This is a genomic window from Paracoccus indicus (assembly GCF_003056335.1).
GTDB classification, from domain to species: Bacteria; Pseudomonadota; Alphaproteobacteria; order Rhodobacterales; family Rhodobacteraceae; genus Paracoccus; species Paracoccus indicus.
In genome coordinates, this window is record NZ_PYWA01000011.1 from 78518 (window position 1) to 103125 (window position 24608).

The 24608-nt window shown below is 65.0% G+C and carries 18 protein-coding genes and 1 pseudogene; 5 read left to right on the forward strand and 14 right to left on the reverse strand.

Annotated elements, in window-relative coordinates; translation table 11 throughout:
• Positions 1–143 precede the first annotated feature (143 nt).
• Positions 144–1253, forward strand: a complete 1110-nt coding sequence (locus DDE75_RS16040; protein ID WP_162799071.1) for a glycosyltransferase family 8 protein — start codon at positions 144–146, stop codon at positions 1251–1253.
• On the opposite strand, the gene purU is transcribed toward DDE75_RS16040, so the two are convergent.
• From purU to DDE75_RS16055, 3 genes are all read right to left on the reverse strand, one after another.
• Positions 1229–2113: a formyltetrahydrofolate deformylase gene (purU, locus tag DDE75_RS16045; protein WP_108503427.1), complete on the reverse strand. Its 885-nt coding sequence runs from the start codon at positions 2111–2113 to the stop codon at positions 1229–1231. The genes DDE75_RS16040 and purU overlap by 25 nt on opposite strands.
• A 137-nt stretch (positions 2114–2250) precedes the next feature.
• Positions 2251–3417, reverse strand: a complete 1167-nt coding sequence (locus tag DDE75_RS16050; protein WP_108503428.1) for a M20 aminoacylase family protein — start codon at positions 3415–3417, stop codon at positions 2251–2253.
• A 66-nt stretch (positions 3418–3483) separates the two neighbouring features.
• Complete coding sequence (locus DDE75_RS16055) at positions 3484–5316, reverse strand: ABC transporter ATP-binding protein (RefSeq protein ID WP_108503386.1); 1833 nt, start codon at positions 5314–5316, stop codon at positions 3484–3486.
• Positions 5317–5571: 255 nt separating this feature from the next.
• Here DDE75_RS16055 and DDE75_RS16060 point away from each other — a divergent pair, with 255 nt between their 5' ends.
• The 3 genes from DDE75_RS16060 to DDE75_RS16070 all read left to right on the forward strand — a co-directional run bounded on the left by DDE75_RS16060 (position 5572) and on the right by DDE75_RS16070 (position 9323).
• Complete coding sequence (locus DDE75_RS16060; protein ID WP_108503387.1) at positions 5572–7275, forward strand: peptide ABC transporter substrate-binding protein; 1704 nt, start codon at positions 5572–5574, stop codon at positions 7273–7275.
• A gap of 85 nt (positions 7276–7360) precedes the next feature.
• A complete protein-coding gene (locus DDE75_RS16065) occupies positions 7361–8368 on the forward strand; it encodes an ABC transporter permease (protein WP_108503388.1) in 1008 nt (335 codons plus the stop codon).
• Positions 8361–9323: an ABC transporter permease gene (locus DDE75_RS16070; RefSeq protein ID WP_108503389.1), complete on the forward strand. Its 963-nt coding sequence runs from the start codon at positions 8361–8363 to the stop codon at positions 9321–9323. Before DDE75_RS16065 ends, DDE75_RS16070 begins: the two co-directional genes overlap by 8 nt.
• Positions 9324–9356: 33 nt before the next feature.
• Here the strand turns inward: DDE75_RS16070 and DDE75_RS16075 are convergent, their stop codons facing one another.
• Genes DDE75_RS16075 through DDE75_RS16090 form a run of 4 tightly spaced genes read right to left on the reverse strand, consistent with a single transcriptional unit; the run spans position 9357 to position 13517 of the window.
• Complete coding sequence (locus DDE75_RS16075) at positions 9357–11693, reverse strand: aldehyde dehydrogenase family protein (protein WP_108503390.1); 2337 nt, start codon at positions 11691–11693, stop codon at positions 9357–9359.
• 9 nt (positions 11694–11702) lie between these two features.
• Positions 11703–12647 carry a deoxyribose-phosphate aldolase gene (gene deoC, locus DDE75_RS16080; RefSeq protein WP_108503391.1) on the reverse strand — a complete coding sequence of 315 codons (945 nt, stop codon included), beginning with the start codon at positions 12645–12647 and terminating at the stop codon, positions 11703–11705.
• Entirely contained in the window at positions 12644–13225 is a 582-nt protein-coding gene (locus DDE75_RS16085) for a DUF1523 family protein (protein WP_108503392.1), read from the reverse strand. The genes deoC and DDE75_RS16085 overlap by 4 nt, the downstream gene beginning before the upstream one ends.
• A 13-nt stretch (positions 13226–13238) precedes the next feature.
• Positions 13239–13517 carry a hypothetical protein gene (locus DDE75_RS16090; protein ID WP_108503429.1) on the reverse strand — a complete coding sequence of 93 codons (279 nt, stop codon included), beginning with the start codon at positions 13515–13517 and terminating at the stop codon, positions 13239–13241.
• Between the two features lie 146 nt (positions 13518–13663).
• Between DDE75_RS16090 and DDE75_RS16095 the strand changes: the two genes are divergently transcribed.
• Complete coding sequence (locus DDE75_RS16095) at positions 13664–14476, forward strand: EcsC family protein (protein WP_162799072.1); 813 nt, start codon at positions 13664–13666, stop codon at positions 14474–14476.
• On the opposite strand, the gene DDE75_RS16100 is transcribed toward DDE75_RS16095, so the two are convergent.
• The 7 genes and pseudogenes from DDE75_RS16100 to DDE75_RS16130 all read right to left on the reverse strand — a co-directional run bounded on the left by DDE75_RS16100 (position 14473) and on the right by DDE75_RS16130 (position 24410).
• The gene (locus tag DDE75_RS16100) at positions 14473–16839 is read right to left on the reverse strand and encodes an ATP-dependent helicase (protein ID WP_108503394.1); all 2367 of its coding nucleotides are present in this window, start codon (positions 16837–16839) and stop codon (positions 14473–14475) included. The two genes, DDE75_RS16095 and DDE75_RS16100, sit on opposite strands and share 4 nt — an antisense overlap.
• 66 nt (positions 16840–16905) lie before the next feature.
• Positions 16906–17892 (reverse strand): annotated as a pseudogene (folE2, locus tag DDE75_RS16105) (GTP cyclohydrolase FolE2); the annotation flags it as partial.
• Between the two features lie 92 nt (positions 17893–17984).
• Complete coding sequence (gene metZ / locus DDE75_RS16110) at positions 17985–19169, reverse strand: O-succinylhomoserine sulfhydrylase (protein WP_108503395.1); 1185 nt, start codon at positions 19167–19169, stop codon at positions 17985–17987.
• Between the two features lie 31 nt (positions 19170–19200).
• The gene (locus DDE75_RS16115) at positions 19201–20526 is read right to left on the reverse strand and encodes a sigma-54-dependent transcriptional regulator (RefSeq protein WP_108503396.1); all 1326 of its coding nucleotides are present in this window, start codon (positions 20524–20526) and stop codon (positions 19201–19203) included.
• A 22-nt stretch (positions 20527–20548) separates the two neighbouring features.
• Positions 20549–22264 carry a sensor histidine kinase gene (locus tag DDE75_RS16120; protein WP_170310967.1) on the reverse strand — a complete coding sequence of 572 codons (1716 nt, stop codon included), beginning with the start codon at positions 22262–22264 and terminating at the stop codon, positions 20549–20551.
• 140 nt (positions 22265–22404) lie between these two features.
• Complete coding sequence (purQ, locus tag DDE75_RS16125) at positions 22405–23073, reverse strand: phosphoribosylformylglycinamidine synthase subunit PurQ (RefSeq protein WP_108503397.1); 669 nt, start codon at positions 23071–23073, stop codon at positions 22405–22407.
• 125 nt (positions 23074–23198) lie between these two features.
• A complete protein-coding gene (locus DDE75_RS16130; RefSeq protein WP_108503398.1) occupies positions 23199–24410 on the reverse strand; it encodes an NADP-dependent isocitrate dehydrogenase in 1212 nt (403 codons plus the stop codon).
• Between the last annotated feature and the right edge of the window lie 198 nt (positions 24411–24608).

Here is a 24608-nt window from a genome sequence, read left to right on the forward strand (position 1 = left end):
TTTGCTTTTTCATCATCTGCATTCAAGCCGCCTTGCGAATGGCACGGTCCCTGCGCATGGTGACGAAACCGTGACCGTCGCAGGCCATCTTGTTGCCCGCGCCCCAGATAAAGCCTCCGATGCCGACCCTGACCCCGCGCCAATTGGCCAGAATCGCTTATCGCCGCCTGCCCGCCCTGGGGCCCATCGCCATGGATGCGCTGCAACGCCGTCGCCATTCCGAACGCCGTGAACCGGCGCATCTGAACGTGATGACATCGCTCGGCGGCAATGATGCCGATGTGCTGCAGGTGATGCTGCTGTCGCTGTCGCAAGCCCACCCCGGCGATCAGATCGACTTCTGGCTGTTCCACCTGAGCCTGTCGCAGGACAAGCTGGACGGTCTGGCCACCTTCTGCGACGGCCTGCCGAACCTGACCCTGCATGTGATCACCGTGCAGGAGCGCAAGGATTTCGCGACGCTCAGCCAGCTTGGCAACCGGCCCTTCGGGGCGCGCTTCCTGTGGTACATCGCGCATGAATACCTGCCCGCGACCATGCAGCGCATTCTCTACATCGATCCGCTGGACACGCTGGTGTCCGGCGACCTGCTGCCCTTCGCGACCCAACCCCTGCTGGGCCATTACATCGCCGCCTGCCGCGAGTCGCCCACCACCCCGCCGATCCTGTGCAAGCCTGCGCTGCGGACCGATGGCCGGGCCTTGCCCGATGCCAAGGTGCTGCGGATCTCGAAGGGGGTGTTCAACAGCGGCGTCATGGTCATTGATCTGGCCCGTCGACGTCGCGACAAAATCGGCATCGATGCCTATCTTCAGACCGGGCGGTTGGCGCAGGAACGGGGGCTGGGGTTCGGGGACCAAGGCCTCTATTCGCTGACCCATGGCAGCAATTACCTGCGGGCGCATGACCGCTACAACTATCGCTTCCACGACTTTCCGCGGGATTTCGACCCCGTGGTCGTCCATTACGCGGGCCGCATCGCCAAGCCCTTCCACCTGAAGCTGTCAGAGGATCAGGAACAGCAGATCCTAGATCACCTGGCGCAGACGGGCGACCGGGCGCTGCGGCTGAACCCCCACCAGACGATCAAGGCAGGCGATATGCCGTTCTATCGCCGCTGGTGGCAGGTTTGCGCGCAGACCCCGGTCCATGACCGCATCGCGCCCATCGCCGCGGAATACGCTACCCATGTGCTGGCGCAACCGCGGTTGCCGCTGTTCCAGCCGCCTCAGCCCATGCGTTCGCTGGCATAGCTGCCGGGCGAGGCCGGGAAGACCACTGTCTTGGCGGCGTTCAGGAAGACGCGGCCATGGATATGCGCATGGACCGCGCGGGCCAGCACCTGCGCCTCGACGTCGCGACCAAGGGACACGTAATCGCTGGCCGATTGCGCATGGGTCACGCGCACGGTGTCCTGTTCGATGATCGGGCCTTCGTCCAGATCGGCGGTGACATAGTGGCTGGTCGCCCCGATCAGCTTCACGCCCCGTTCATAGGCCTGCTTGTAGGGGTTCGCCCCTTTAAAGCTGGGCAGGAACGAGTGGTGGATGTTGATGATCCGCCCCGACATCTGCTGGCACATCCGGTCCGACAGCACCTGCATGTATCGTGCCAGAACGACCAGCTCGGTTCCGGTCTGGTCGATGATCTCCATCTGGCGGGCCTCGGCCTCGGCCTTGTTATCGGGGGTGACGCGGATCATGTGGAAGGGGATGTCGTGGTTGACGACGACCTTCTGGTATTCGTGGTGGTTCGAGATGACGCCCACGATGTCGATCGGCAGCGCCCCGATGCGCCAGCGATACAGCAGATCGTTCAGGCAATGACCGAAGCGGCTGACCATGATCAGCACCTTCTTCTTGACGGCGTCATCGGTCAGGCCGATCTCCATCCCCAGACGTTCGGCGATGGGGGCGATGTCGCGGCGCAGGGTTTCCAGCGTGGCATCGCCTTCGGACCGGAAGCTGACGCGCATGAAGAAGCGGCCGGTTTCAACATCGTCGAATTGCGCGCTGTCGGTGATGTTGCATTGGGCATCGGCCAGAAAGCCCGAGATCGCCGCGACGATTCCGCGGGTCGAGGCGCAGGTCACGCGCAGGGTATAGGTTTTCATCCGACGTTCGTCCCCTTGATTGCCGTGGCGCGGGATCTTGCGTCCCGCGCCCTTGCATTTCGGACGATTGCCGGGGAATGACAATCATGTTTGCGACCGCTGGCATGCGCGTCGCGACATCGCCACCCGGCGGGTCGTCACGCGGCGGGCAGACGGGCCTCGACCATGCCGGCATACCAGCTGGATCCGGCGGGGATCGCCTCGTCGTTGAAGTTGTAGGCGGGGTGGTGGACCATCGCCGTATCGCCGTTGCCGACCCAGATATAGGCGCCGGGGCGTTCGTTCAGCATATAGCTGAAATCCTCGCCGCCCATCATCGGCCGCATGTCCATGTCCACGTCGCCGCTGATCTGGCGGGCGATGTCGGCGGCCCATTCGGTGGCCTGTTCGTTGTTCATGGTCACCGGATAGCCGCGTTCATAGTTCACATCCGCGGTGGCCCCCAAGGCGGCGGCCATGTTGGTGGCGACGCGCTTGATGCCTTCCTCCAGCTGGTCGCGGACCTCGGGGGCCAGGCTGCGGGCGGTGCCCTTCAGCTTGACGACCTGCGGGATGACGTTATGCGCCGTCGAATCCGTCGTCACCACGCAGACCGAGATCACGGCGTTCTTCAGCGGGTCCACGTTGCGCGACACGATGGACTGCAGCGCCACGATGATCTGGGCGGCGGTCAGCGTAGTGTCGATGCATTCATGGGGCTTGGCGGCATGCCCGCCCTTGCCCATCACGGTGATGTCGAACTGATCCGCCGCCGCCATCATCGCGCCGGGCCGGATCGAGAACTGACCGACCGGCATCCCCGGCATGTTATGCATGCCGTAGAATTCGTCGATGCCCCAACGATCGACCAGCCCGTCCTTGATCATCGCATCGGCCCCTGCCCCGCCTTCCTCGGCGGGCTGGAAGATGACCACTGCGGTGCCATCGAAGTTGCGCGTCTCGGCCAGGTATTTCGCAGCCCCCAGCAGCATGGCGGTATGGCCGTCATGGCCGCAGGCATGCATCTTGCCCGGCGTCTTGCTGGCATATTCCACGCCCGTCTGTTCGTTGATCGGCAGCGCGTCCATGTCGGCGCGCAAGCCCACGGTGCGGCCCTTGGTGTCGGTGCGGCCCTTGATGACGCCCACGACGCCGGTGCGGCCGATGCCCTCGGTCACCTCGTCGCAGCCGAACTCGCGCAGCAGTTCGGCAACTTTGCCGGCGGTGCGATGCACTTCGTACAACAGTTCCGGGTTTTCGTGGAAATCGCGGCGCCATGCGGTGATCTCGGGCAGCAGTTCGGCAAAGCGGTTCTTGACGGGCATGATGTTCTCCTTCGGCGGCAGGTTGGCGCGTTCCTGCATGATCTGCAAGTCCCGGCCTGCCGTCTTTCAGCTGTGGGTGACGGGATCGACCAGCACGCGGTGACCCGGCGCGACCTCGCGATAGACCGAAGCCTGGGGCGTGTAATCGACCGGATGGATCGGCGAGGGAATCGGGCGGAAGTTCAGATCCTCGGAGATTTTCTTCTGGCGCGGATCCGCCACGGGGACCGCCGACATCAGCTGGCGGGTATAGCTGTGCTGGGGGTTCTCGAAGACCTGCGCGCGGGTGCCCATTTCGACGATCCGGCCCAGATACATCACGCCCACATGGTGGCTGACGCGTTCGACGACAGCCATGTCGTGGCTGATGAACAGCATCGAGATGCCCATGTCCTGCTGCAATTCCATCAGCAGGTTCAGCACCTGCGCCTGGACCGAGACATCCAGCGCCGACACGGCCTCGTCGGCGATGATCAGCTTGGGGTTCAGCGCCAATGCGCGGGCGATGGCAATGCGCTGGCGCTGGCCGCCCGACATCTCGTGCGGATAGCGGCGCATGAAATGACGCGGCAGCTCGACCCGGTCGAAGAGGGCCGCGATGCGGTCCTCACGCTCGCTGCGGCTGCCGATGCCATAGTTCTGCATCGGCTCGGCCACCTGGTCGTACAGCTTCATATGCGGATCAAGGCTGGCGAAAGGGTCCTGAAAGATCATCTGCATGTCGCGCCGCGCCTTGCGCAGCGCTCGTGGCGACAGGGCCAGCACATCGGTTCCGCCCAGATCGACCTGCCCCGATTGCGGTTCCACCAGCCGCAGGATCGACCGCCCGCAGGTGGATTTCCCGCAACCCGATTCGCCCACCAGCGACAGCGTTTCGCCGCCGTTTATGGTGAAGCTGACATCCTCGACCGCATGAACATTGGCCAGCGTGCGGCGCAGCACGCCGCCCTTGACGGCAAAGCGGGTGGTCAGGTTCCGGACCGTCAGCAGCGGCTTGGGGTCGGCGACGATGATCGGCTCGGGGGCGGAATGGGTGCCGTCGCCCATCAGGCGCAGGCGTTCGGGGGCGGGCTTGCCGGTCATTTCGCCAAGGCGGGGCACGGCGGCCAGCAGCATCTTGGTGTAATCCTCGCGCGGGTTCTCGAAGATCTGGGTGACCGGTCCTTCCTCGACCTTGTCGCCGCGATACATGACCACGACGCGATCTGCCATCTGCGCGACCACGGCCATGTCATGGGTGATGAAAAGAACGGCAATCTGCTTTTCCCGCTTCAGACGGTCGATCAGCGCCAGGATTTCGGCCTGGATCGTCACGTCCAGCGCGGTTGTGGGTTCGTCGCAGATCAGCAGGCGCGGTTCGCAGGCCATGGCGATGGCGATGACGATTCGCTGCCGCATCCCGCCCGAAAGCTCATGCGGGTACTGGTCCAGACGGCGTTCGGGTTCGGGCATGCGGACCTGGCGCAGGATCTCCAACGCGCGGGCGCGGGCCTCGGCCTTGGTCATGCCGCGATGGGCCATCAGACCCTCGGCCAGCTGGTCGCCCACGGTGAAGACCGGGTTCAGCGCCGTCATCGGTTCCTGGAAGATCATGCCGATCCGGTTGCCGCGGATGTCGCGCATGGCCGGGCTGCCCTGCGTGGCAAGGTCCACCACCTGCCCGTCGCCCTTGTCGAACATCAGCCGTCCGCCCGCGATGGTGCCGCCGCCGAATTCCACCAACCGCATCAGCGACAGCGAGCTGACCGATTTGCCCGACCCGGATTCGCCCACCACGCAGACACATTCGCCCGGCTTGATGTCGAAGCTGACATCCTTGACCCCCACCACCACGCCGTCGTTCGTCTCAAACTCGACACGAAGTTTCTCGATCGAAACGAGCGGTTTGTCGTCAAGCATGCTGTCCCCCGGCAAATGTCCAAGGCCGAAGGCTAGTCGCTGCCCTGCGAAAGTCAAAGCGCAAAGGCGACGGCCGCGCCTGCGTGATGGGACTTGCTTTCGGATTGGGCTTCGTCTGATGATGAGCCCATTCCGCAGGGACGGCGACATCACGAACATGCCCAAGAAGACCGGGACACCCGAACCAAGAAACGGCCCACGAACGGCCGGCGATGCGCAGATGCCCCGCGGGTTCATTCCCAACAGGAGAGCCTGATGAAACTGAGAACCGTTCTGATGGGCGCCGTCGCGTCGCTGACGATGGCCCCCGCCGCATTCGCCGAACGCGGCAGCGACGGTCAGCTTGGCCTGATCATGTGGCAAGCCCCCACCACCATGCACCCCTATCTGTCGGGCGGCACCAAGGAGGTTATCGCCAGCAGCCTGACGCTGGAACCGCTGGCCGGCTATGACGCCGAAGGCACCATCTATCCGCGCCTGGCCGCCGAACTGCCCAGCCTGGAAAACGGTGGCATCGCCGAGGACATGACCTCGGTCACCTGGAAGCTGCGCGACGACATCAAATGGTCGGACGGCACGCCCTTCACCGCCGATGACGTGGTCTTCACCGCCAACTACTGCATGGACCCCGAGGGCGGCTGTTCGCAGCTGGCCAAGTTCGAAGGCATCAAGTCGATCGAGGCGGTCGATCCCCATACCGTCAAGATCACCTTCAACGCGCCGCGCCCGGACCCCTTCTCGGCCTTCGTGGGGGCGCAGTCGCCGATCCTGCAGAAGGCGCAGTTCGAAAACTGCACCGGCGCCAATGCGCCCACCTGCACGGAACAGAACTTCAACCCCGTCGGCACCGGCCCCTTCCGCGTGACGGAATTCCTGACGAACGACACCATCTCGCTGGAGGCGAACCCCGAATATCGCGACCCCGACAAGCCGGCCTTCGCGACCGTGCTGGTCAAGGGCGGCGGCGATGCGGCGGGTGCGGCGCGGTCGGTCCTTGAAACCGGCGAATTCGACTATGCCTGGAACACCCAGCTGGCCCCCGACGTCATCGCCGGCATGGAGGCTGCGGGCCGCGGCAAGGTCACGGCCGCCTTCGGCAGCCTTGTCGAACGCCTGCACGTGAACCTGACGGACCCCTCGCCCAATCTGCCCGCCGAGACGCGCTCGACGATGGAACATCCCCATCCGTTCCTGTCCGACCCGGCGGTGCGCAAGGCCCTGTCCATGGCCATCGACCGCGAGCTGCTGGTGGAAATCGGCTATGGCCCCGCAGGCAAACCTACCTGCAACTATGTCCCCGCCCCCGAGGCATGGGCGTCCGAGAACACCGACTGCCTGACCCAGGACATCGAGGGTGCCAACGCCCTGCTGGACGAGGCGGGCTGGGTCAAGGGTGGCGACGGCGTGCGTGAAAAGGACGGCGTGCGACTGTCGATCCTTTACCAGACCTCGGTCAACGCGGTCCGGCAGGACTTCCAGGCGCTGATCAAGCAGTGGTGGTCGGAAATCGGCGTCGAGACCGAGCTGAAGACCATCGATGCCTCGGTCTTCTTCGGGTCGGATGCGGGCTCGCCCGACACGCTGCAGAAGTTCTATGCCGATATCGAGATGTATGCCGACAACTTCGACGGCAACAACCCGGCGCCCTATCTGTCCAAGCACACCTGCAACAAGGCACCCAGCCCCGCCAACCAGTGGCAGGGTGAGAACACCAGCCGCTTCTGCGATCCCGAATACGACCGCATGGTGTCGGAACTGGAAGGCATCGTCGATGCCGACGAACGCGCCGCCATGGGCCGCAAGATGAACGAGATGCTGACCAAGGATAGCAACGCCATCATCCCGCTGGTCTATCGCGGCACCGCCTCGGCCCATTCCAACACGCTGGAGGGCGTTCAGCTGAACGCATGGGACAGCGAGATCTGGAACGTCGCGGACTGGTCGCGCGCGGCCGAGTGACACCAGCGGCCGCCCCTGAACGGGGGCGGTCCCTCTGGCGCAGGGCGGGGCAGGTCCCCGCCCGCAACCCTTCGACCGAGGCACCATGCTCAATTTCACCATACGCCGGCTGTTGCTGGCGATCCCGACATTGCTGTTCATCTCGCTGGTGATCTTCTTGCTGCTGGAAGCATCCCCCGGCGATCCGCTTGGCGATGTCCCCCTGACCGTCCCCCCCGAGGTCCGCGACCGCATGCGCGCCGCCCTTGGCCTGGGCGAGCCCTGGTTCGTCCGCTATGTCCTGTGGCTGAAGCAGTTCTTCTGGGTCGAGCCCCTGCACTGGTTCGACCAGGTCTTCGGCACCGGCTTCAGCGACGGCATGCAGCGCATCATCAGCTTCCAGTCGCGCAGCGCCGTCTTCGACGTCATCGCGCAGCGCGTGCCGCAGACGCTGACGGTGGTCGGCATGTCCTATGTGGTGGGCATCCTGATCGCGATCCCCATCGGGATCCTGTCGGCCTACAAGCAATACAGCTGGTTCGACCAGATCGGCACCTTCGTGTCGATGATCGGGTTTTCGATGCCGACCTTCTTTACCGGCGTGGTGCTGATCATCATCTTCGGCGTGAACCTGCAGTGGTTCCCCTCGGTCTATGACACCACGCTGCAGGTGCGGGATTGGGACAGCTTCATGGCGCAGGTCCGCCAGATGGTGATGCCCGTGACGGTGCTGGCGCTGTACAATGCCGCTCAGATCAGCCGCTTCATGCGGTCGTCCATGCTGGACAACCTGGGCCAGGATTACGTCCGCACCGCCCGCGCCAAGGGGCTGTCCGAACGCGTGGTGGTGTTGAAGCACGTGCTGCGAAACAGCCTGATCCCCGTGGTCACCGTGATCGCGCTTGGCCTGCCCACCGTCTTCGGCGGCGCCATCATCACCGAGCAGGTCTTCAAGGTGAACGGGCTGGGCCAGTTGCTGATCACCGCCATCCACGGCAACGACATTCCGATGGTGCTGACCCTGACCTTCATCTTCGCGATCCTGATCGTCGTCTTCACCCTGATCGCAGACATCCTCTACGGGGTGCTGGACCCAAGGATCCGTTATGACTGAGCCTGTCGACCGAACCACCCTGACCGCCGGCAACGCGGCCACCCCCGCCGCCGCCTCGCCGCCCGTGGCCCCTGCCCCGAACCGCAGCCAATGGGGCGATGTCTGGCGGCAGTTCCGCAGCCACCGGGGTGCGATGGTGGCGCTGGTGCTGTTTGTGGGCATCATCCTCTTCGTGTCGGTGGGGCCGCTGATCTGGCGGATCGATCCGACCTATGTGGACATCCGCGCGCGCAACCAGGGCTTCACGCTGGCCCATCCGCTTGGCACCGACCAGCTGGGCCGCGACATGCTGGCCCGCCTGATGGCGGGGGGGCAGGTCTCCATCGCGGTCGGGCTGACCGCCATGGCCATCGCCATCTTCATCGGCAGCCTGATCGGCGTCTCGGCGGGCTATTTCCGCCGGTTGGACGGCCCGCTGATGCGCGTGACCGAGCTGTTCCTGGCCCTGCCCCTGCTGCCGCTGCTGCTGCTGATGGTGACCCTGTTCCGCGAGCCGCTGTCCCAGACCTTCGGCGCGGCCTTCGGGATCTTCCTGCTGATCGTCTCGGCCATCGGGGCGACCAGCTGGATGCAGGCCGCCCGCATCGTCCGGGGCGAGGTGTTGGGTTTGAAAGAGCGTGAATTCATCCTGGCCGCCCGTTCCATCGGCACGCCCAGCCACCGGATGATCCTGCGCCACATCCTGCCGAACGTGCTGTCGCCGATCATGGTGGCCGCGACCCTGGGCATCGCCACGGCGATCATCACGGAATCGGCGCTCAGCTTCCTGGGGCTGGGGTTCCCGCCCGATTTCCCGACATGGGGACGGCTGCTCTATGATGCGGTGGACCAGATGGTGCTTTATCCGTCGCGTGTGGTCTTTCCGGGTGTGCTGATCTCGCTGACGGTGCTTTGCGTCAACTACATCGGCGATGGATTGCGCGACGCCATGGACCCGCGCATTCGGGGCCGGTAAAGCAAAGGGGGGCCGCCTGGCCCCCCTTTTACGTCAATAGGCCGCGCTGCCGCTGCCCGAAGGCAGCGCGCCATAGGGCAGCCAGATCGTCTTTTGACGCACGGCATGGTTCAGGAAGTCCTGCCCCTGCGCGTCGTTTCCGGTCCAGTCGCGATGCGCCACCGACCAGACCGGCTTCAGGTTGCCGCTGGCCGCCTGATCGACCGAGGCCTGACCTTCCGGCGTCCCGCAATACCACATGGCCGCGACCTCATCGTGCAGGGCCAGATGCGCAGCCAGCGCATCACGCGCGCCGGTCACGATGTTCACCACCCCAGCCGGCACATCCGAAGTGTCCAGCACCTGATACAGATCCGCCACCGCCAGCGGATCATTCTGCGCGGGGATCGCCACCACGCTGTTGCCCATCGCGATGGCGGGCAGGACCAGCGACAGGAAGCCCGCCAGCGGGTTCCGGTTCGGACAGGCGATGCCGATGATGCCCATCGGCTCGGGGATGGTATTCACCAGATGGCCCGGCTTGGCCTGCACGTTGCGCCCGTCGAACTTGTCGGCCCAGGCGGCATAGTGGAAGGCGCGGTCGATGGCGGCCTCGACCTCGCGCTTGTTGGTGCGGGCGGCAAATTCATCGGCGCGGGCGGCCAGATTCTCGGCCAGGAAATAGAGAACCTGCGCGCGGGCGTGACCACCCATCGCAGCCCATTTCCCGGCCTTGGAGGCAGCCTCGACCGCATTGCGGATGTCCTTGCGGCTGCCAAGGGGGGCCAGCCCGCCCGGCACGGCATAGGAGGCCCCGCCATCGGGACGTTTCTGCGCGCCACCGATATACATCTTGGCGGTGCGGTCGATGCCCTGCGGCTTGGCGGCGGTGGCATCGGTCACGGCATCCAGGGGCTTCAGCTTGCCCTCGCCCCCGTTCTTGGGGCCGGGGGCGGCCAGATAGTCCAGCATCCCCGCGTGCCCGCCTTCGCGCCCGTATCCGCTTTCGCGATAGCCGCCGAAAGGCGCTGCCGCGTCGAACATATTGGCGCAGTTGATCCAGATGACGCCAGCCTTGATGCGCGCGGCCATGTCGGTGGCGACCGTCGCGCTTTCCGACCAGACGCTGCCTGCCAGTCCATAGCGGGTGTTGTTGGCCAGCTCGATCGCCTCATCGGCGGTGCGGAAGGTCGAGAGCGTGGCGATGGGGCCGAAAATCTCCTGCTGCATGCCGGGATTGGCGGGGGCGATGTTCTTCAGATAGCCCGGCGCAATGAAGCAGCTGTCCTGCGGCTGGCCACCGACCAGATCGGCCCCGGCATCGGTCGCGGCCTTGCAGATCGACAGGATGCGGTCCTTCTGGATCGGATCGACGATGGCGCCGATATCGGTGGATTTGTCCAAGGGCGCCCCGACGCGCAGGCGGTCCATGCGGGCGCGCAGCAGGGCCTCGAACCGTTCGGCCACGGATTCCGCGACCAGAATGCGCGAACCGGCGCAGCAAACCTGGCCCTGATTGAACCAGATGCTGTCCACGACACCTTCGACGGCGGCGTCCAGATCGGCATCTTCCATCACGATGAAGGGCGATTTGCCGCCCAGTTCCAGCGTCAGCTTGCGCCCCGTGCCCGCCAAGGCCCGCGCGATGCCGCGCCCGACCTCGGTCGAGCCGGTGAAGGCGATCTTGTCGACCTCCGCCGCAACCAGCGCCGCGCCGGTTTCGCCGTCGCCGGTGACGATGTTGACGACGCCTGCGGGCAGGCCGACCTCCTGGCAGATCTCGGCGAAGGCCAGCGCGGTCAGCGGGGTGTATTCGGCGGGCTTCAGCACCACCGTGTTCCCGGCGGCCAGCGCGGGCGCGACCTTCCACGCCAGCATCAGCAGCGGGAAGTTCCACGGGATGATCTGACCGCAGACGCCCAAGGGGGCGTGGTCCGGGAACTGCGTGTCGCACAGCTCGGCCCAGCCTGCGTGGTGATAGAAATGCCGCGCGACCAGCGGGATGTCCCCGTCACGCGCCTCGCGGATGGGCTTGCCGTTGTCCAGCGTCTCCAGCACCGAGAGGAAGCGTTCGCGTTTCTGCACATGGCGCGCGATGGCATAGAGGAACCGCGCCCGTTCCGTCCCCGAAAGGTTCGCCCAAGACTTCTGCGCCTTGCGCGCCGCCTTGACGGCGGCGGCAATGTCCTCGGCGGCCCCTTGGGTCACACGGGCCAGCATATCACCGGTCGAGGGATCGCGGGTGTCAAAGACCTGCCCCGGGGTCGTGAAGCTGCCGTTGATGAAATGGCCGAAGGTCCCGCGCCGGGCCAGCCAGTCGCGGGCGGCCGAGGCATCCTCGGACGAGGGGCCGTATTCCATGGATTGCATGATGTCGTTCACAAGGCTCATCCCGTTTCCTTACGCAAGTGCCAGGCGATGGGCGGCGGCATAGCGGCCCGTCACGTGATGACTGATCTGTCGTTCGATATCGCCCAGAAGGCTGCTGGCGCCGATCCGGAACAGGTCGGGCGTCAGCCATTCGCGGCCCAGTTCCTCGGCCATCAGGACCTGCCAGCTGATCGCGTCCTTGGCCGTGCGCAGGCCACCCGCGGGCTTGAAACCGACCTTGTGGCCGGTGCGCATGCCATAGTCGCGGATGGTGCGGCACATGACCAGGCTTACCGGAAGGGTGGCGTTAACGCCCTCTTTCCCCGTGGATGTCTTGATCCAGTCGGCCCCGGCTTGCATGGCGACATGGCTGGCGCGGGCGACGTTTTCCAGCGATTTCAGATCGCCGGTGGCCAGAATCGCCTTCATGCGTGCCGCGCCGCAGGCCTCGCGCATGGCGCGGAGTTCGTCGTAAAGCGCCACCCAGTTGCCCTGCAGCACATGGGCGCGGGTGATGACGATGTCGATCTCATCCGCGCCCTGGTCTAGGGCATAGCGGATCTCGGCCAGGCGCAGGTCCAGTGGCATCAGGCCAGCGGGGAAACCCGTGGCAACGCTGGCCACCGGAATGCCCGAATTGCCAAGCGCGCGCTTGGCCGGGCCGACCATCGTCGGATAGACGCAGACCGCACCCGTCGTCAGACCGCTGACGCCCATGGCCTCCAGCAGTTCGGCCGCGATGGGCTGGCGGGCCTTGGCACAAAGACGCGCCACGCGGTCGGGCGTGTCGTCGCCCGCCAAGGTCGTCAGGTCGATGCAGCGCACTGCGTTCAGCAGCCATGCCGCCTGGTGATCCTGCTTCAGGCTACGCCGCGTGGGCAGCGTCGCCGCACGTCGTTCCACCGCGGGGGTGTTGATGCGCAGATCGGCGAACCAGTCGGTGCGCAGATCGGTTCCGGGGTTCTGGGTCATCATTTGCCCTTTCGGTTCAGCCGGTCACGCAGCGGCGTCAGCCCGCGTTCCTGGAATTGCGCCCACATCCGCCAGATCAGCGCCAGCAGCATCAGCAGCACGACGCAGATCACCATGGCGGGCCAGTTCATGGGCCGTTCGTCGGGCCCGGCGACGGTATTGATCGAGATGGCATTGGGATAGGTGGACATCCACGGGATGCGCCAGCCATAACCCGTCACGCTGACCCAGATCGGATCACCGGCCGGGGACTTCAGGTTCGTCGCCTCGGCATGCAGGTTGGAACTGTCGTATTTGAAATAGGGCGGCCAGACCCAGCCCGTATCCTCGTTGCGATAGACGAAGACGCTGCCGCCGGGCCGCACCGTGTCGATGAAGCGCACGTCGCGCTGGCCCGACGCGTTTTCCACCGTTCCCGTGCTGTCCGAGGCCCAGAAGATCGTGGCCGAGGGCGGGATCGACGTCAGCCGGTTGTAGGTGTTGCTGATCCGGACCGTGTTCTTCGAGGGCAGGGTGTAATCCAGCAGGGCAAAGGCCAGGATGCCGAAAAGGACGCCGATGGCGACGCGGAGGTAATACATGTGACGGCAGCTCCTAGTGCCAGTTGACCAGATAGACGATGCCCAGAACGGCCAGCGTCGGCAGCACGAAGACCAGCAGGGTCAGCCGCGCCTTCAGGGTTTTCTCGAAGCCCGCCATCGCCTTGGCGATGAAGGCGCGACGGGCCGCATTGTCGCCCGCCCTGTCGGGATGGCGCGCGTCCCATCGTTCTTCCAGGCGTTCGACCCGTTCGGACCGCACATAGACCCGCAGCAGCACATAGAAAAGCAGTTGCACCGCCAACATGAACAGCCACAGCCGGATCAATGCCACCTTTGCCCTGCCCTTCCCCGCGTCATCGCGAACCTCAGCGTAACATGGGGGCGCAAGCGGGGGCCAGATGTCGCGTCACGTCAGGCAACCCTTGCGCGGGGGGCTGCGTTGGCCTGACGGTTCCAACCAGAACAGGACTGTCCGACATGCCCCAGCCAGCCCCCGACAATGCCCCCTCGGTTCCGGTTCCCGCTGCCGACGATCTGACGCGGCAGCTGGACCGCCTTGCGGCCGACCATCTTCGCGGGCGCGGCCTGCTGATGCGCGGGGTCGAGGCCGTGGGCCGCCTGACCGAAGGTGCCGCGACCACGGTTCTGGGAATGTCGCCCATCGCGCTGGAAAAGGTTCTGGAGAGCGCCTTCCAGCAGCTCTACGACCTGTCGGGCCGGACCGATCAGATCGGCGTCGTGCGCCATGCGCCGCTGATCGCGAACCGTGCGGCGGCGGTCGTCTCGGGCGCGACGGGCGGCTGGTTCGGCTTTGCAGGGCTGGTGCCGGATCTGGTCGCCTCGACCACGGTGATCTTCAATTCGATCCAGAAGGTCGCCCGCCAGCAGGGCTTTGACACCAGCGATCCGCAGGTGCGGCTGGAATGCCTTGCCGTCTTCCAATACGGCGAACCGGGCGAGGATGGCGATTCCGCCGCACAATCCTTCCTTGCCAACCGCGTGCTGACGAACGGTCAGACGGTCTCGGCGCTGATTACCCGCTTTGCCGGAGAATTCGCGGCGCGGGTGACGGCCAAGCTGGGGGCGCAGACGGTGCCGGTCATCGGGGCCGCCACGGGGGCGGCGATCAACTATGCTTTCGTCGATTACTACGAAAAGGTCGCGATGATCCATTTCACCTTGCTGCGCCTTGCCCGCGAAAACCCCGACCGCGACATCGACGCCGCCTATGCCGAGGCGCTGGAGCGCGCCGGACGCAAGCCCCGCCTTGGCCGCAGTCGCCGGGCCTAGAACGGAACGTCATCCACCCCGCCCGCAGGTTGGACATAGGCGGCCTTGATGTTCTTGAAGCCCGCCTCGAACTGGATGGTCAGCGTATCCTCGGCCACGCCCATCACCTGGCCCTCGCCGAACTTGGCGTGACTGACCTTGTCGCCCACCGCAAAACGGCTTGCGGGGGACGCATCGATGGTGACAGGGGTGCGATGGACCGGCGCGCGACGTTCGGCGGCCTTGGCCTGCATCCGCTTCCAGCCCGGCGAGTTGTAGACATCGGCCTTGGCCGCCCGGTCATGCATCTGCGCACTGCCCGCCGAGGCCATCGCCGCGCCATAGCCGCCGCCGTAAAGACCCGGAGGGGTCAGCACCTCGACATGCTCCTCGGGCAGTTCATCCACAAAGCGCGACGGCAGAGAGCTTTGCCACTGACCGTAAAGCCGCCTATTGCCTGCAAAGCTGATCGTGGCCAGTCGTTCGGCGCGGGTGATGCCGACATAGGCCAGACGGCGTTCTTCTTCCAAGCCCTTGGTGCCCTGTTCGTCCATGGCACGCTGGTTGGGGAACAGCCCATCCTCCCACCCCGGCAGGAAGACCACCGGGAACTCCAACCCCTTGGCGCCATGCAGTGTCATGATGCTGACCTGTTCGGTCTGCTGGCCGTCATCGCGGTCCATGACCAGCGCCACATGTTCCAGAAAGCCCTGAAGATTTTCGAACTCCTCCAGCGCCTTGACCAGTTCCTTGAGGTTTTCCAACCGACCGGGCGCGTCGGGCGACTTGTCGTTCTGCCACATGGCGGTATAGCCGGATTCGTCCAGGATGCGTTCGGCCAGTTCGATATGGTTGGAGCCGTTCAGCACCTCCATGTGTGACCGTCCGATCAGCGCCACGAAGTCGCGCAGATTGGCCAGCCCCTTGCCGCCGACATGCTTTTCCTCGACGACGATGCGCGCGCCCTCCAGCAGGTTCACGCCGTTTTGCCGCGCGGCCATCTGGATGGTCTGCAACGCCTTGTCGCCCAAGCCCCGTTTGGGGGTGTTCACCACGCGTTCGAAGGCCAGATCGTCGTCCGGGCTGGTGACCAGCCGGAAATAGGCCATGGCATCGCGAATTTCCTGCCGCTCATAGAAACGCGGGCCGCCGATGACGCGATAGGGCAGACCGATGGTCATGAAGCGGTCTTCGAACGCCCGCATCTGGTGGGATGCCCGCACGAGGATCGCGATATCGTCCAGAGACACCCGCCCAAGCGCCGCGCGATGGCCGCCCTGAAACGCCTCGATCTCCTCGCCAATCCAGCGGGCCTCGGCCTCGCTGTCCCAATGGCCGATCAGGCGCACCGGTTCGCCGGCTTCGGCATCGGTCCAAAGCGTCTTGCCCAGACGCCCGCTGTTCGCCGCGATCAGCCCCGAGGCCGCCCCAAGGATCTGCGGGGTCGAGCGATAGTTCTGTTCCAGCCGGATCACCTCGGCGCCGGGGAAATCCTTTTCGAAGCGCAGGATGTTGCCCACCTCGGCGCCGCGCCAGCCATAGATCGACTGGTCGTCATCGCCCACGCAGCAGATGTTGCGATGCGATTGCGCCAGCAGGCGCAGCCACATGTACTGGGCGACGTTGGTATCCTGATATTCGTCCACCAGCACATAGCGGAACCGGTCTTGCCATTGCCGCAACACATCGGGATGGGCCTGGAACAGCGTCACGCAATGCATCAAAAGGTCGCCGAAATCGACGGCGTTCAGCGTCAGCAGGCGGTCCTGATATTGCGCGAAAAGCTTGCCGCCCTTGCCGTCGAAGGCCGCCTCTTCGCCCTTGGGCAGATTGGCGGGGGTCAGGCAGCGGTTCTTCCAGCCGTCAATCAGATGCGCCAGCTGCCTTGCGGGCCAGCGCTTTTCGTCGATGTTCTCGGCCCGGATCAGCTGCTTCAGCAGGCGAATCTGGTCGTCGGTGTCCAGAATGGTGAAGCTGGGCTTCAGATGCAGCCCGTCGCGTCCGATCAGCTCGGCATGGCGGCGCAGGATCTTGACGCTGATGCTGTGGAAGGTGCCCAGCCAGGGCATCCCCTCGACCGTCTCACCCAGCAGCTTGGCGATGCGTTCCTTCGTCTCGCGCGCGGCCTTGTTGGTGAAGGTCACGGCCAGCAGCTGACCGGGCCGCGCCTTGCCCTGCATCAGCAAATGCGCGATCCGTGTCGTCAGGGCGCGGGTCTTGCCGGTCCCTGCCCCGGCCAGCATCAGCACGGGCCCGTCCAGCGCCTCGACCGCGGCGCGCTGCGCGGCGTTCAGCCCTTCCAGATAGGGCATCGGACGCGCGGCCATCGCGCGTTGCGACAGCGGCACGGGGGTCTTTCCTTCGGAATCGTCGATCACATCCATACTTTCAGCATAGGCGCAGAGCCGTCGCATGAAAAGCCCGCGTTCTTATTTCGTTCCGCCCCGCCCTCAGGCCTTCAGCGCGGCGAAGGTCGTCGGGTCCAGCGATTCCTGCGCAAATGTCGCCCCGCTGGTCAGCAGGCTGACCGCATCATGGGAATGCAGCGATTCCTGATGGCTGGCGATGACGCGGAAATCACCGATGCGCGGATCGGCCAGCAATTGCGCGGCAAAGGCACGCACCGCATCCTCGACGAAGATCGGGTTGGCGGCGTTCAGCTCGGCAAAGGCCTGTTCATCCTCGCGCTTGACCATGACCTGCGTTTCGGTCGGCACCGCGCGGCGGCAGAGGTCGATGACATCCTCGAACCAGATCTTCTCGGCCCCCTCCATCACCAGCGAAATCCGCGCGACCGACCGTTGCGAATGGGGCGTCGCCAGACGGCCGCGGGTTTCGCGCGCATGTTCCGACAGTTCCAGCGAACAGGGGCAGGTCGAGGAATAGACGTAATCGACATGCATCACCCGCAGGCGCTGGCCCTTGTGTTCGATCACCTCCAACGCGATGTCGTAATACTGCCAGCCCGATAGGCCCGAACGCAGCGAATCCACCCGCATGGGATAGCTGAACCGCATCTGGATGCGGGCATCCAAGGCATCCAGGTGGGATTTGTAATCCTCCAGCGCTGCTTCCAGAACCGACAGGCTGAACAGATGTTCGGAATGGCCATAGAAGGACCGCATGATGCGGCTCATGTTAATGCCCTTGCGGTCGGCCTCCAGGCTGACGGTGCCGGTGACGCTGGTCTCCAGAACGATCTCGCCGCCATTCACCCCGTCGTCGCGGGTCTGATAGCGGATCGGCAGGCGGAAGTTCGAAATGCCCACGTGCTGAATGGGTGCCCGGGCCCCGATGATCAGGCTGGCGGGACCGTTCTGCAGGTCGGGCAGATCGGCCTTGTAAGCCTCATCGACCTTGAAGTCGGCGTCATAGGTCCGCTTCAGGGCGGGATAGGCAGGCGTCAGGGGGCGGGCTTGGGTCATCATGGCCTCCGGGGGGCAGCGTCGGGGCCCATATAAGCGACCTTGGGGGAAATGTCAGTGCAAAGCGCATCCCGGCGGCATCATGGCCGGGATGCGCCCTGACCTCATGCCAATGCGTTCAGCAGATCGCGGGTCAGATCGCCCGCGTCTTCCAGCCCGATGGACAGGCGGATCAGGCCGGGCGTGATGCCCAGATGCGCCTTGTCGGCATCCGACAGGCGCTGGTGGGTCGTCGTCGCGGGATGGACGGCGATGGATTTCGCATCGCCGAGGTTGTTCGAGATCTTGATGATCTGCAGCCTGTCCAGCAGGGCAAAGGCCGCATCCTTGCCGCCCGCCAGTTCAAGCGCGATCATCGTCCCGCCCGATCCGATCTGGCGCATGGCCAGATCATGCTGGGGATGGTCTGCCAGACCCGGATAGATGACGCGTGACAGCGACGGATGGCCATGCAGGGCCGCTGCGATGGTGGCCGCCGCATCGGCCTGCGCCCGCACCCGCAGGTCCATGGTCTGCAGACCGTTCAGCATGATCCAGGCGTGGAAGGGACTGATCGCGCCGCCGGTATGCTTAAGATAGGGCTCGGCCACTTCGCGCACGAACTGGCGCGTGCCGCAGATGACGCCGGCCAGGGCGCGCCCCCCGCCGTCGATATGCTTGGTCGCGGAATAGACGATGACATCGGCACCCAGTTCGGCGGCGCGCGAAAAGACCGGCGTCGCAAAGACATTGTCCACGACGACGGTCGCGCCGACGGCATGGGCCATATCCGCAACCGCCTTCAGGTCGATGACCTCAAGCGTGGGGTTCGACACGCTTTCGAAGAAGACCGCATGGGTGTCGGGGCGGATGGCCGCGCGCCACTGGTCCAGATCGGTGCCGTCGACATAGGTCACATCGACCCCGAATTTCGCCAGTAGGTCCAGCACGTAAAGGCACGACCCGAAGAGTGCACGGGCCGCCACGACATGATCGCCCGGCTTGCACATCGCGAACAACGCACCGTTGACGGCGGCCATGCCGCTGGCGGTAGCGAAGGCGTCCTCGGTCCCTTCCAGGGATGCGATGCGATCCTCGAACATGCGGCTGGTGGGGTTGCCATAGCGGGCGTAGATGAATTCATCCGGGCCGCTGCCCTGGAAACGCCCCTCGGCCTGTGCGGCGCTGTCATAGACGAAGCCCTGCGTCAGGAAGATCGCCTCGGCCATCTCTCCGTACTGGCTGCGACGGGTGCCATGGTGAACAGCCCGGGTGCGCGGGCTGAGGTCCTTGTCGGACGTGCCGGTCATATAGTCTGCCTTTCGATGATGGCTGCGGGGCTTACAGGTAGTCGCCGCGCTGCAATCCGTATTTTGCCATTTTCTCGTTCAGGGTCCGGCGTGGCAGGCACAATTCGTCCATCACGCTGGCGATGCTGCCCTTGTGGCGGCGCATCGTGTTGTCGATCAGCATCTTTTCGAAGCTTTCGACATATTCCTTCAGCGGCTTGCCCTCGGTCGTGGTGGCCTGCTGGTTATCCTCGCCATCCGCCATCAGCAAGGAAGCGATCGACCCCGATCCGCGGCGGTTCTGCAACACGGCGCGTTCGGCCACGTTGATCAGCTGGCGGATGTTGCCGGGCCAGGGCGCCTGCAACAACTGGGCAGCCTCCTGCGCGCTGACCTGCGGGGGTTCGCAACCGTATTCCTCGCTGAACTGCTCGGTCATGCGGGTGAAGAGCGCCAGGATATCCTCGCCGCGCGCGCGCAGCGGCGGCAGGGTGATCTTCAACGCCGAAAGGCGATAGAAGAGGTCGGGCCGCAGCGAGTCTTCGGCCTTGCGGCCTTCGCCGCGGGCGTTGCTGATGGCAATGATGCGGGTTTCGGCGGGCGTGCCCTGTTCGCTGATAAAGGCCAGCAGGCGGGCCTGAAGGGGTTCGGACAGCGCCTCGATATCTTCCAGGCACAGGGTGCCGCCACGGGCTTCCTCGACCGCGGGCAGGCCTTCCTCAAGCGGGCCGAACAGGCGCGTGGCCAGGGCCTCGTCATTGAAGGCCGCGCAGCTGACCGGCACGAATTTCTTAGACGCGCGCGGACCGACCGCGTGCAGCGCATGGGCGACCAGCGTCTTGCCGGTGCCGGTTTCGCCGTCGATCAGCACATGGCCGTCGGCCTGGCCAAGATCCAGAATATCCTCGCGCAGGCGTTCCATCACCGGGCTGGCACCGATCAGCTTGGACATGACCTGCTGACCCTCGGACAGGTCGCGGCGCAGGGCGCGGTTGTCCAGCGTCATCCGGCGCATCTGCGTGGCCTTCTTGGCCAAGGCGGTCATGCGGTCGGGGTTGAAGGGCTTTTCCATGAAGTCCATCGCGCCAAGGCGCATCGCCTCGACCGCCATGGGCACGTCGCCATGGCCGGTGATCATGATCACGGGCAAGTTGCTGTCCAGCCCCATCAGGCGCTTCAGGAAGGCCATGCCGTCCATGCCGGGCATGCGGATGTCGGTCACGACGACGCCGGGCCAATCGGTCCCGATGACCTTCAGCGCGTCCTCGGCGCTGGCGAAGATCTCGGTCTCGAAGCCGGACAGGACCAGCCACTGGCTGATGGATTCCCGCATGTCGGGTTCGTCGTCCACGATCGCGATCTTCAGTTTCCGGGACATTCTGCAATCCTCTCGTTTGGCGTCATTCGGCCGCAAGGGCCTGACGGGGCTGGCCGGGTCGGTGCAAGGGCAGCTCGACCCGGAAGACGGCGCCGCCTTCGGTTTCGTTGTGGGCGGTCAGGCGACCTCCGAAATCCGCCACGATGGTGGAGGAGATGGCCAGCCCCAGTCCAGTACCCTCTCCGGGCTTCTTGGTCGTCCAAAAGGGTTCAAACAGCTTTTCCAGGTCCGAAACACCCGGACCGTTGTCGCGAATCGACACATAGGCGTGAGCGCCGGCCTCGACCGTGATCTCGATCGTGGCGTCGCGGCTGTCCTTGACCGCGTCGACGGCGTTGCGCAGCAGGTTGATCAGCACCTGTTCCAGCCGGATGCGATCGGCCAGCACCATGACCCTTTCGCGCGGCACGTTGCGGATGATGCGGATGGGCCGCGTGCGCAGCTGCGGTTCCATCATGGTCAGAGCGCTGCTGACGGCGGCGCGCAGGTCCACGGGTTCGACCGCCTCGCCGCCCTTTCGGGCATAGGATTTCAGCTGCCGGGTGATGGCCCCCATGCGGTCGATCAGGTCGTCGATGCGCTGGAAGCTGGACAGCGCCTCCTCGGGGCGGGACCGTTGCAGCAGCAGACGCGCGCCTGCCAGATAGGTCTTCATCGCCGCCAGCGGCTGGTTCAATTCATGGCTGACGCCCGCGGACATTTCGCCAAGGGCGGCCAGCTTGCTGGATTGCTGCATGGTCTGTTCGGCGACGCGCAATTCCTTCTGCACCCGTTCGCGTTCCGCGATCTCGCGCCGCAGGCGGGCATTCAGGGCACGCAGGTCGGCGGATTCGCGGCGATAGGCGGCCGATTGCAGCCGCGCGCGGCGCGACATCAGCCAGAAGGTCCCCGCCAGAAGGATGGCGAAGCCCATGATTTCCAACGCCAGGATCGCGTTGACCTTTTCGCGGACCGAGCTGTAGGCCGTGAAGCTGATCATCCGCCAGCCGCGGAAGGGCACGCGCGCCTCGGAGCGCATCACGGCGCGGCCCTGGACATAGGCATCGGCGGGGGTCGCGGTCCAATCGGCGGTGACCTGGAACGCCCGCTGGATGGCCGAGGGCGCGGACCTGACCGCCAGCGCCTGCGGCATGGTCAGCCCCCGCCAGCGCGGTTCCGTGGACAGGATGATGTTGCCTTCGCTGTCGGTGACGGCAACGGCATCGGAAATGCCCGCCCATGACCGTTCCAGCTGGGTCAGGTCGGCGCCCACGACGATGACCCCAAGGGTCTTGCCATCCGACACAACCGCGCGGGAATAGGCGAATTCATAGGCCCCCGAGGCCAGTTCGGACACGGTGAAGACCGTGTCGCGGGCGCGCAGGGCCTCGACGAAATAGGGGGCGGCGACGCTGTTCACGCCGATCTGGTAGCGGTCTGTCGATCCGACCACCCGCCCCGAGGCATCCAGCAGCCGGATCGAGGCGGCGCCGATCTCCTCCTGCGCGGTCATCAGGCGGGCGGATGTGGTCGAGAAGTCGTTGCCGACCAGCGCCGCGATCAGCGCCGGGTCGCGTGCCAGCAGCAGCGGCACCACGGAATTGCGCTGCAGTTCCGACATCAGGTTGCCGCTGTAGAGCGCGATGCGCAGTTCGGACCTGACGCGGGTGTTCTCGGAAAAGCGGTCGGTCAACCAGGCGTTGGTCGTCCAGATCGTGGCCAGCGCCGTCAGGAAAATCAGGACGACGGTGGAACGCAGCCACCACGGGTTCGACAGGCGCGACCGTCTGGCCCGCCTGCGTTCGACCCTGTCCTCGATGTCGTCTTCAACCTCCACACACCGGCCCGTCCGTTTTGCGCGATTGACGCAATCTAGGACCAAGCGGCGTGCGGCTCAAGTCAGGCATGGGCAAGCGCGTCGACCAGCCCGCGGAACAGGGCCGTGCCATCCGTGCCGCCGGTGACCGGATCGACCGCCCGTTCGGGGTGGGGCATCATGCCCAGCACGCGGCGGTTTTCCGACAGCACGCCCGCGATGTCCTGAACCGAGCCGTTGACGGCGGGCGCATAGGTGAAGGCGATGCGGTCCTGATCCTGCAGCTGCGCCAGCCCGTCAGCGGTGATCTGATAGTTGCCGTCATGGTGGGCGACGGGAATGCTGACCTGCTGGCCCTTGTCATAGCCCGCGGTGAAGGCGCTGTCGGCGGTGGCCACCTTCAGGGTCGTGGGCTTGCACAGGAAGGTCAGGCCGGTGTTGCGCATCAGCGCGCCGGGCAGCAGGCCCAGCTCGGTCAGCACCTGAAAGCCGTTGCAGATGCCCAGCACATAACCGCCACGCGCCGCATGCGCGCGCAGCGCCGCCGCGATGGGCGATTGGGCCGCAATGGCTCCGCAGCGCAGGTAGTCGCCGAAGGAAAAACCGCCGGGGACGCCCACCAGGTCGATGCCTTCGGGCAGGCTGTCGTCCTTGTGCCAGACGCGGGTGACGTCTGCCCCCGCCTGTTCCAGCGCGACGGCAAGGTCGCGGTCGCAGTTCGATCCGGGGAAAGTGACGACGGCGGCTTTCATCGCGGGGACTCCTGTCAGCGGGGATGGGCGGGACATAGCGCAGCTTGCCGCACGAAGAAAGAGGGCGCGGCCCCTTGAATGCAAAAGGGGCCGGGCGATCCGCCCGGCCCCTTCGTGGTTCCGGCTTACGCCAGAGCCTTGTTCAGGTATTCGTCCACCTTTTCCAGGTAGCCCATGGTGGTCAGCCACTTCTGGTCGGGACCGACCAGCAGCGCCAGGTCCTTGGTCATGTGACCGTCTTCCACGGCCTGGACGGTCACCCGCTCCAGCGTCTGCGCGAAGTTCAGCAGCTCGGCGTTGTCGTCCAGCTTGGCGCGGTGCTTCAGGCCGCCCGTCCATGCAAAGATTGACGCGATCGAGTTGGTCGAGGTCGCATTGCCCTTCTGGTGTTCGCGATAGTGACGCGTCACCGTGCCATGGGCCGCTTCGGATTCCACGACCTGCCCATCGGGCGTCATCAGGACCGAGGTCATCAGGCCAAGCGAACCGAAGCCCTGCGCGACGGTGTCGGACTGAACGTCGCCGTCATAGTTCTTGCAAGCCCAGACATAGCCGCCTGACCATTTCATCGCCGATGCGACCATGTCGTCGATCAGGCGGTGTTCGTAATGGATGCCGGCCTTCTTGAACTGGTCCTCGAACTCGGCCTCGTAGACTTCCTGGAACAGGTCCTTGAAGCGGCCGTCATAGGCCTTGAGGATGGTGTTCTTGGTCGACAGATAGACCGGATAGCCGCGCGACAGACCATAGTTCATCGAAGCGCGCGCAAAGTCGCGGATCGAATCGTCCAGGTTGTACATGGCCATGGTCACGCCCGAGGACGGGGCCTGGAAGACCTCCTGCTCGATCGTCTCGCCGTCTTCGCCGACGAACTTGATCGTCAGCTTGCCCTTGCCGGGGAAGCGGAAATCGGTGGCGCGATACTGGTCGCCAAAGGCGTGACGACCGACGATGATCGGCTGCGTCCAGCCCGGCACCAGGCGGGGCACGTTCTGGCAGATGATCGGCTCGCGGAAGATGACGCCGCCAAGGATGTTGCGGATGGTGCCGTTGGGCGAACGCCACATCTTCTTCAGGCCGAATTCCTCGACCCGGCCTTCGTCGGGGGTGATCGTCGCGCATTTGACGCCGACGCCGTATTTCTTGATGGCCTCGGCCGCATCGATGGTGATCTGGTCGTCGGTGCGGTCACGCTCCTCGATGCCCAGGTCATAGTATTTCAGGTCGATGTCCAGATAGGGCAGGATCAGCTTCTGCTTGATGAAGTCCCAGATGATCCGCGTCATCTCATCGCCGTCAAGCTCGACGACGGGATTTGCGACCTTGATCTTCGACATGGGGTCCCCCTTGGCGTTTGAATTGGATGCCCTGCCTATAGCCTGAATGGGCCCGCATGGGAAGACGGTATGCAATTGTATGCGAAGCGGGATGGCAATGCAGACAATTAGACACGAATTAGTGTAGACATATACATACAGACAAATAGAACAAATACCGCGGGGCTGCTAGGAAGCAGCTTTCACCAGCCCCGAAGG

Excerpts from the sequence above, each read along its gene's own strand:
- purU (WP_108503427.1), bottom strand. The coding sequence starts at position 2,113 with ATGAAAACCTATACCCTGCGCGTGACCTGCGCCTCGACCCGCGGAATC.
- DDE75_RS16050 (WP_108503428.1), bottom strand. The coding sequence starts at position 3,417 with ATGCCCGTCAAGAACCGCTTTGCCGAACTGCTGCCCGAGATCACCGCA.
- DDE75_RS16055 (WP_108503386.1), bottom strand. The coding sequence starts at position 5,316 with ATGCTTGACGACAAACCGCTCGTTTCGATCGAGAAACTTCGTGTCGAG.
- DDE75_RS16060 (WP_108503387.1), top strand. The coding sequence starts at position 5,572 with ATGAAACTGAGAACCGTTCTGATGGGCGCCGTCGCGTCGCTGACGATG.
- DDE75_RS16065 (WP_108503388.1), top strand. The coding sequence starts at position 7,361 with ATGCTCAATTTCACCATACGCCGGCTGTTGCTGGCGATCCCGACATTG.
- DDE75_RS16070 (WP_108503389.1), top strand. The coding sequence starts at position 8,361 with ATGACTGAGCCTGTCGACCGAACCACCCTGACCGCCGGCAACGCGGCC.
- DDE75_RS16075 (WP_108503390.1), bottom strand. The coding sequence starts at position 11,693 with ATGAGCCTTGTGAACGACATCATGCAATCCATGGAATACGGCCCCTCG.
- deoC (WP_108503391.1), bottom strand. The coding sequence starts at position 12,647 with ATGATGACCCAGAACCCCGGAACCGATCTGCGCACCGACTGGTTCGCC.
- DDE75_RS16085 (WP_108503392.1), bottom strand. The coding sequence starts at position 13,225 with ATGTATTACCTCCGCGTCGCCATCGGCGTCCTTTTCGGCATCCTGGCC.
- DDE75_RS16095 (WP_162799072.1), top strand. The coding sequence starts at position 13,664 with ATGCCCCAGCCAGCCCCCGACAATGCCCCCTCGGTTCCGGTTCCCGCT.
- DDE75_RS16100 (WP_108503394.1), bottom strand. The coding sequence starts at position 16,839 with ATGGATGTGATCGACGATTCCGAAGGAAAGACCCCCGTGCCGCTGTCG.
- metZ (WP_108503395.1), bottom strand. The coding sequence starts at position 19,169 with ATGACCGGCACGTCCGACAAGGACCTCAGCCCGCGCACCCGGGCTGTT.
- DDE75_RS16115 (WP_108503396.1), bottom strand. The coding sequence starts at position 20,526 with ATGTCCCGGAAACTGAAGATCGCGATCGTGGACGACGAACCCGACATG.
- purQ (WP_108503397.1), bottom strand. The coding sequence starts at position 23,073 with ATGAAAGCCGCCGTCGTCACTTTCCCCGGATCGAACTGCGACCGCGAC.
- DDE75_RS16130 (WP_108503398.1), bottom strand. The coding sequence starts at position 24,410 with ATGTCGAAGATCAAGGTCGCAAATCCCGTCGTCGAGCTTGACGGCGAT.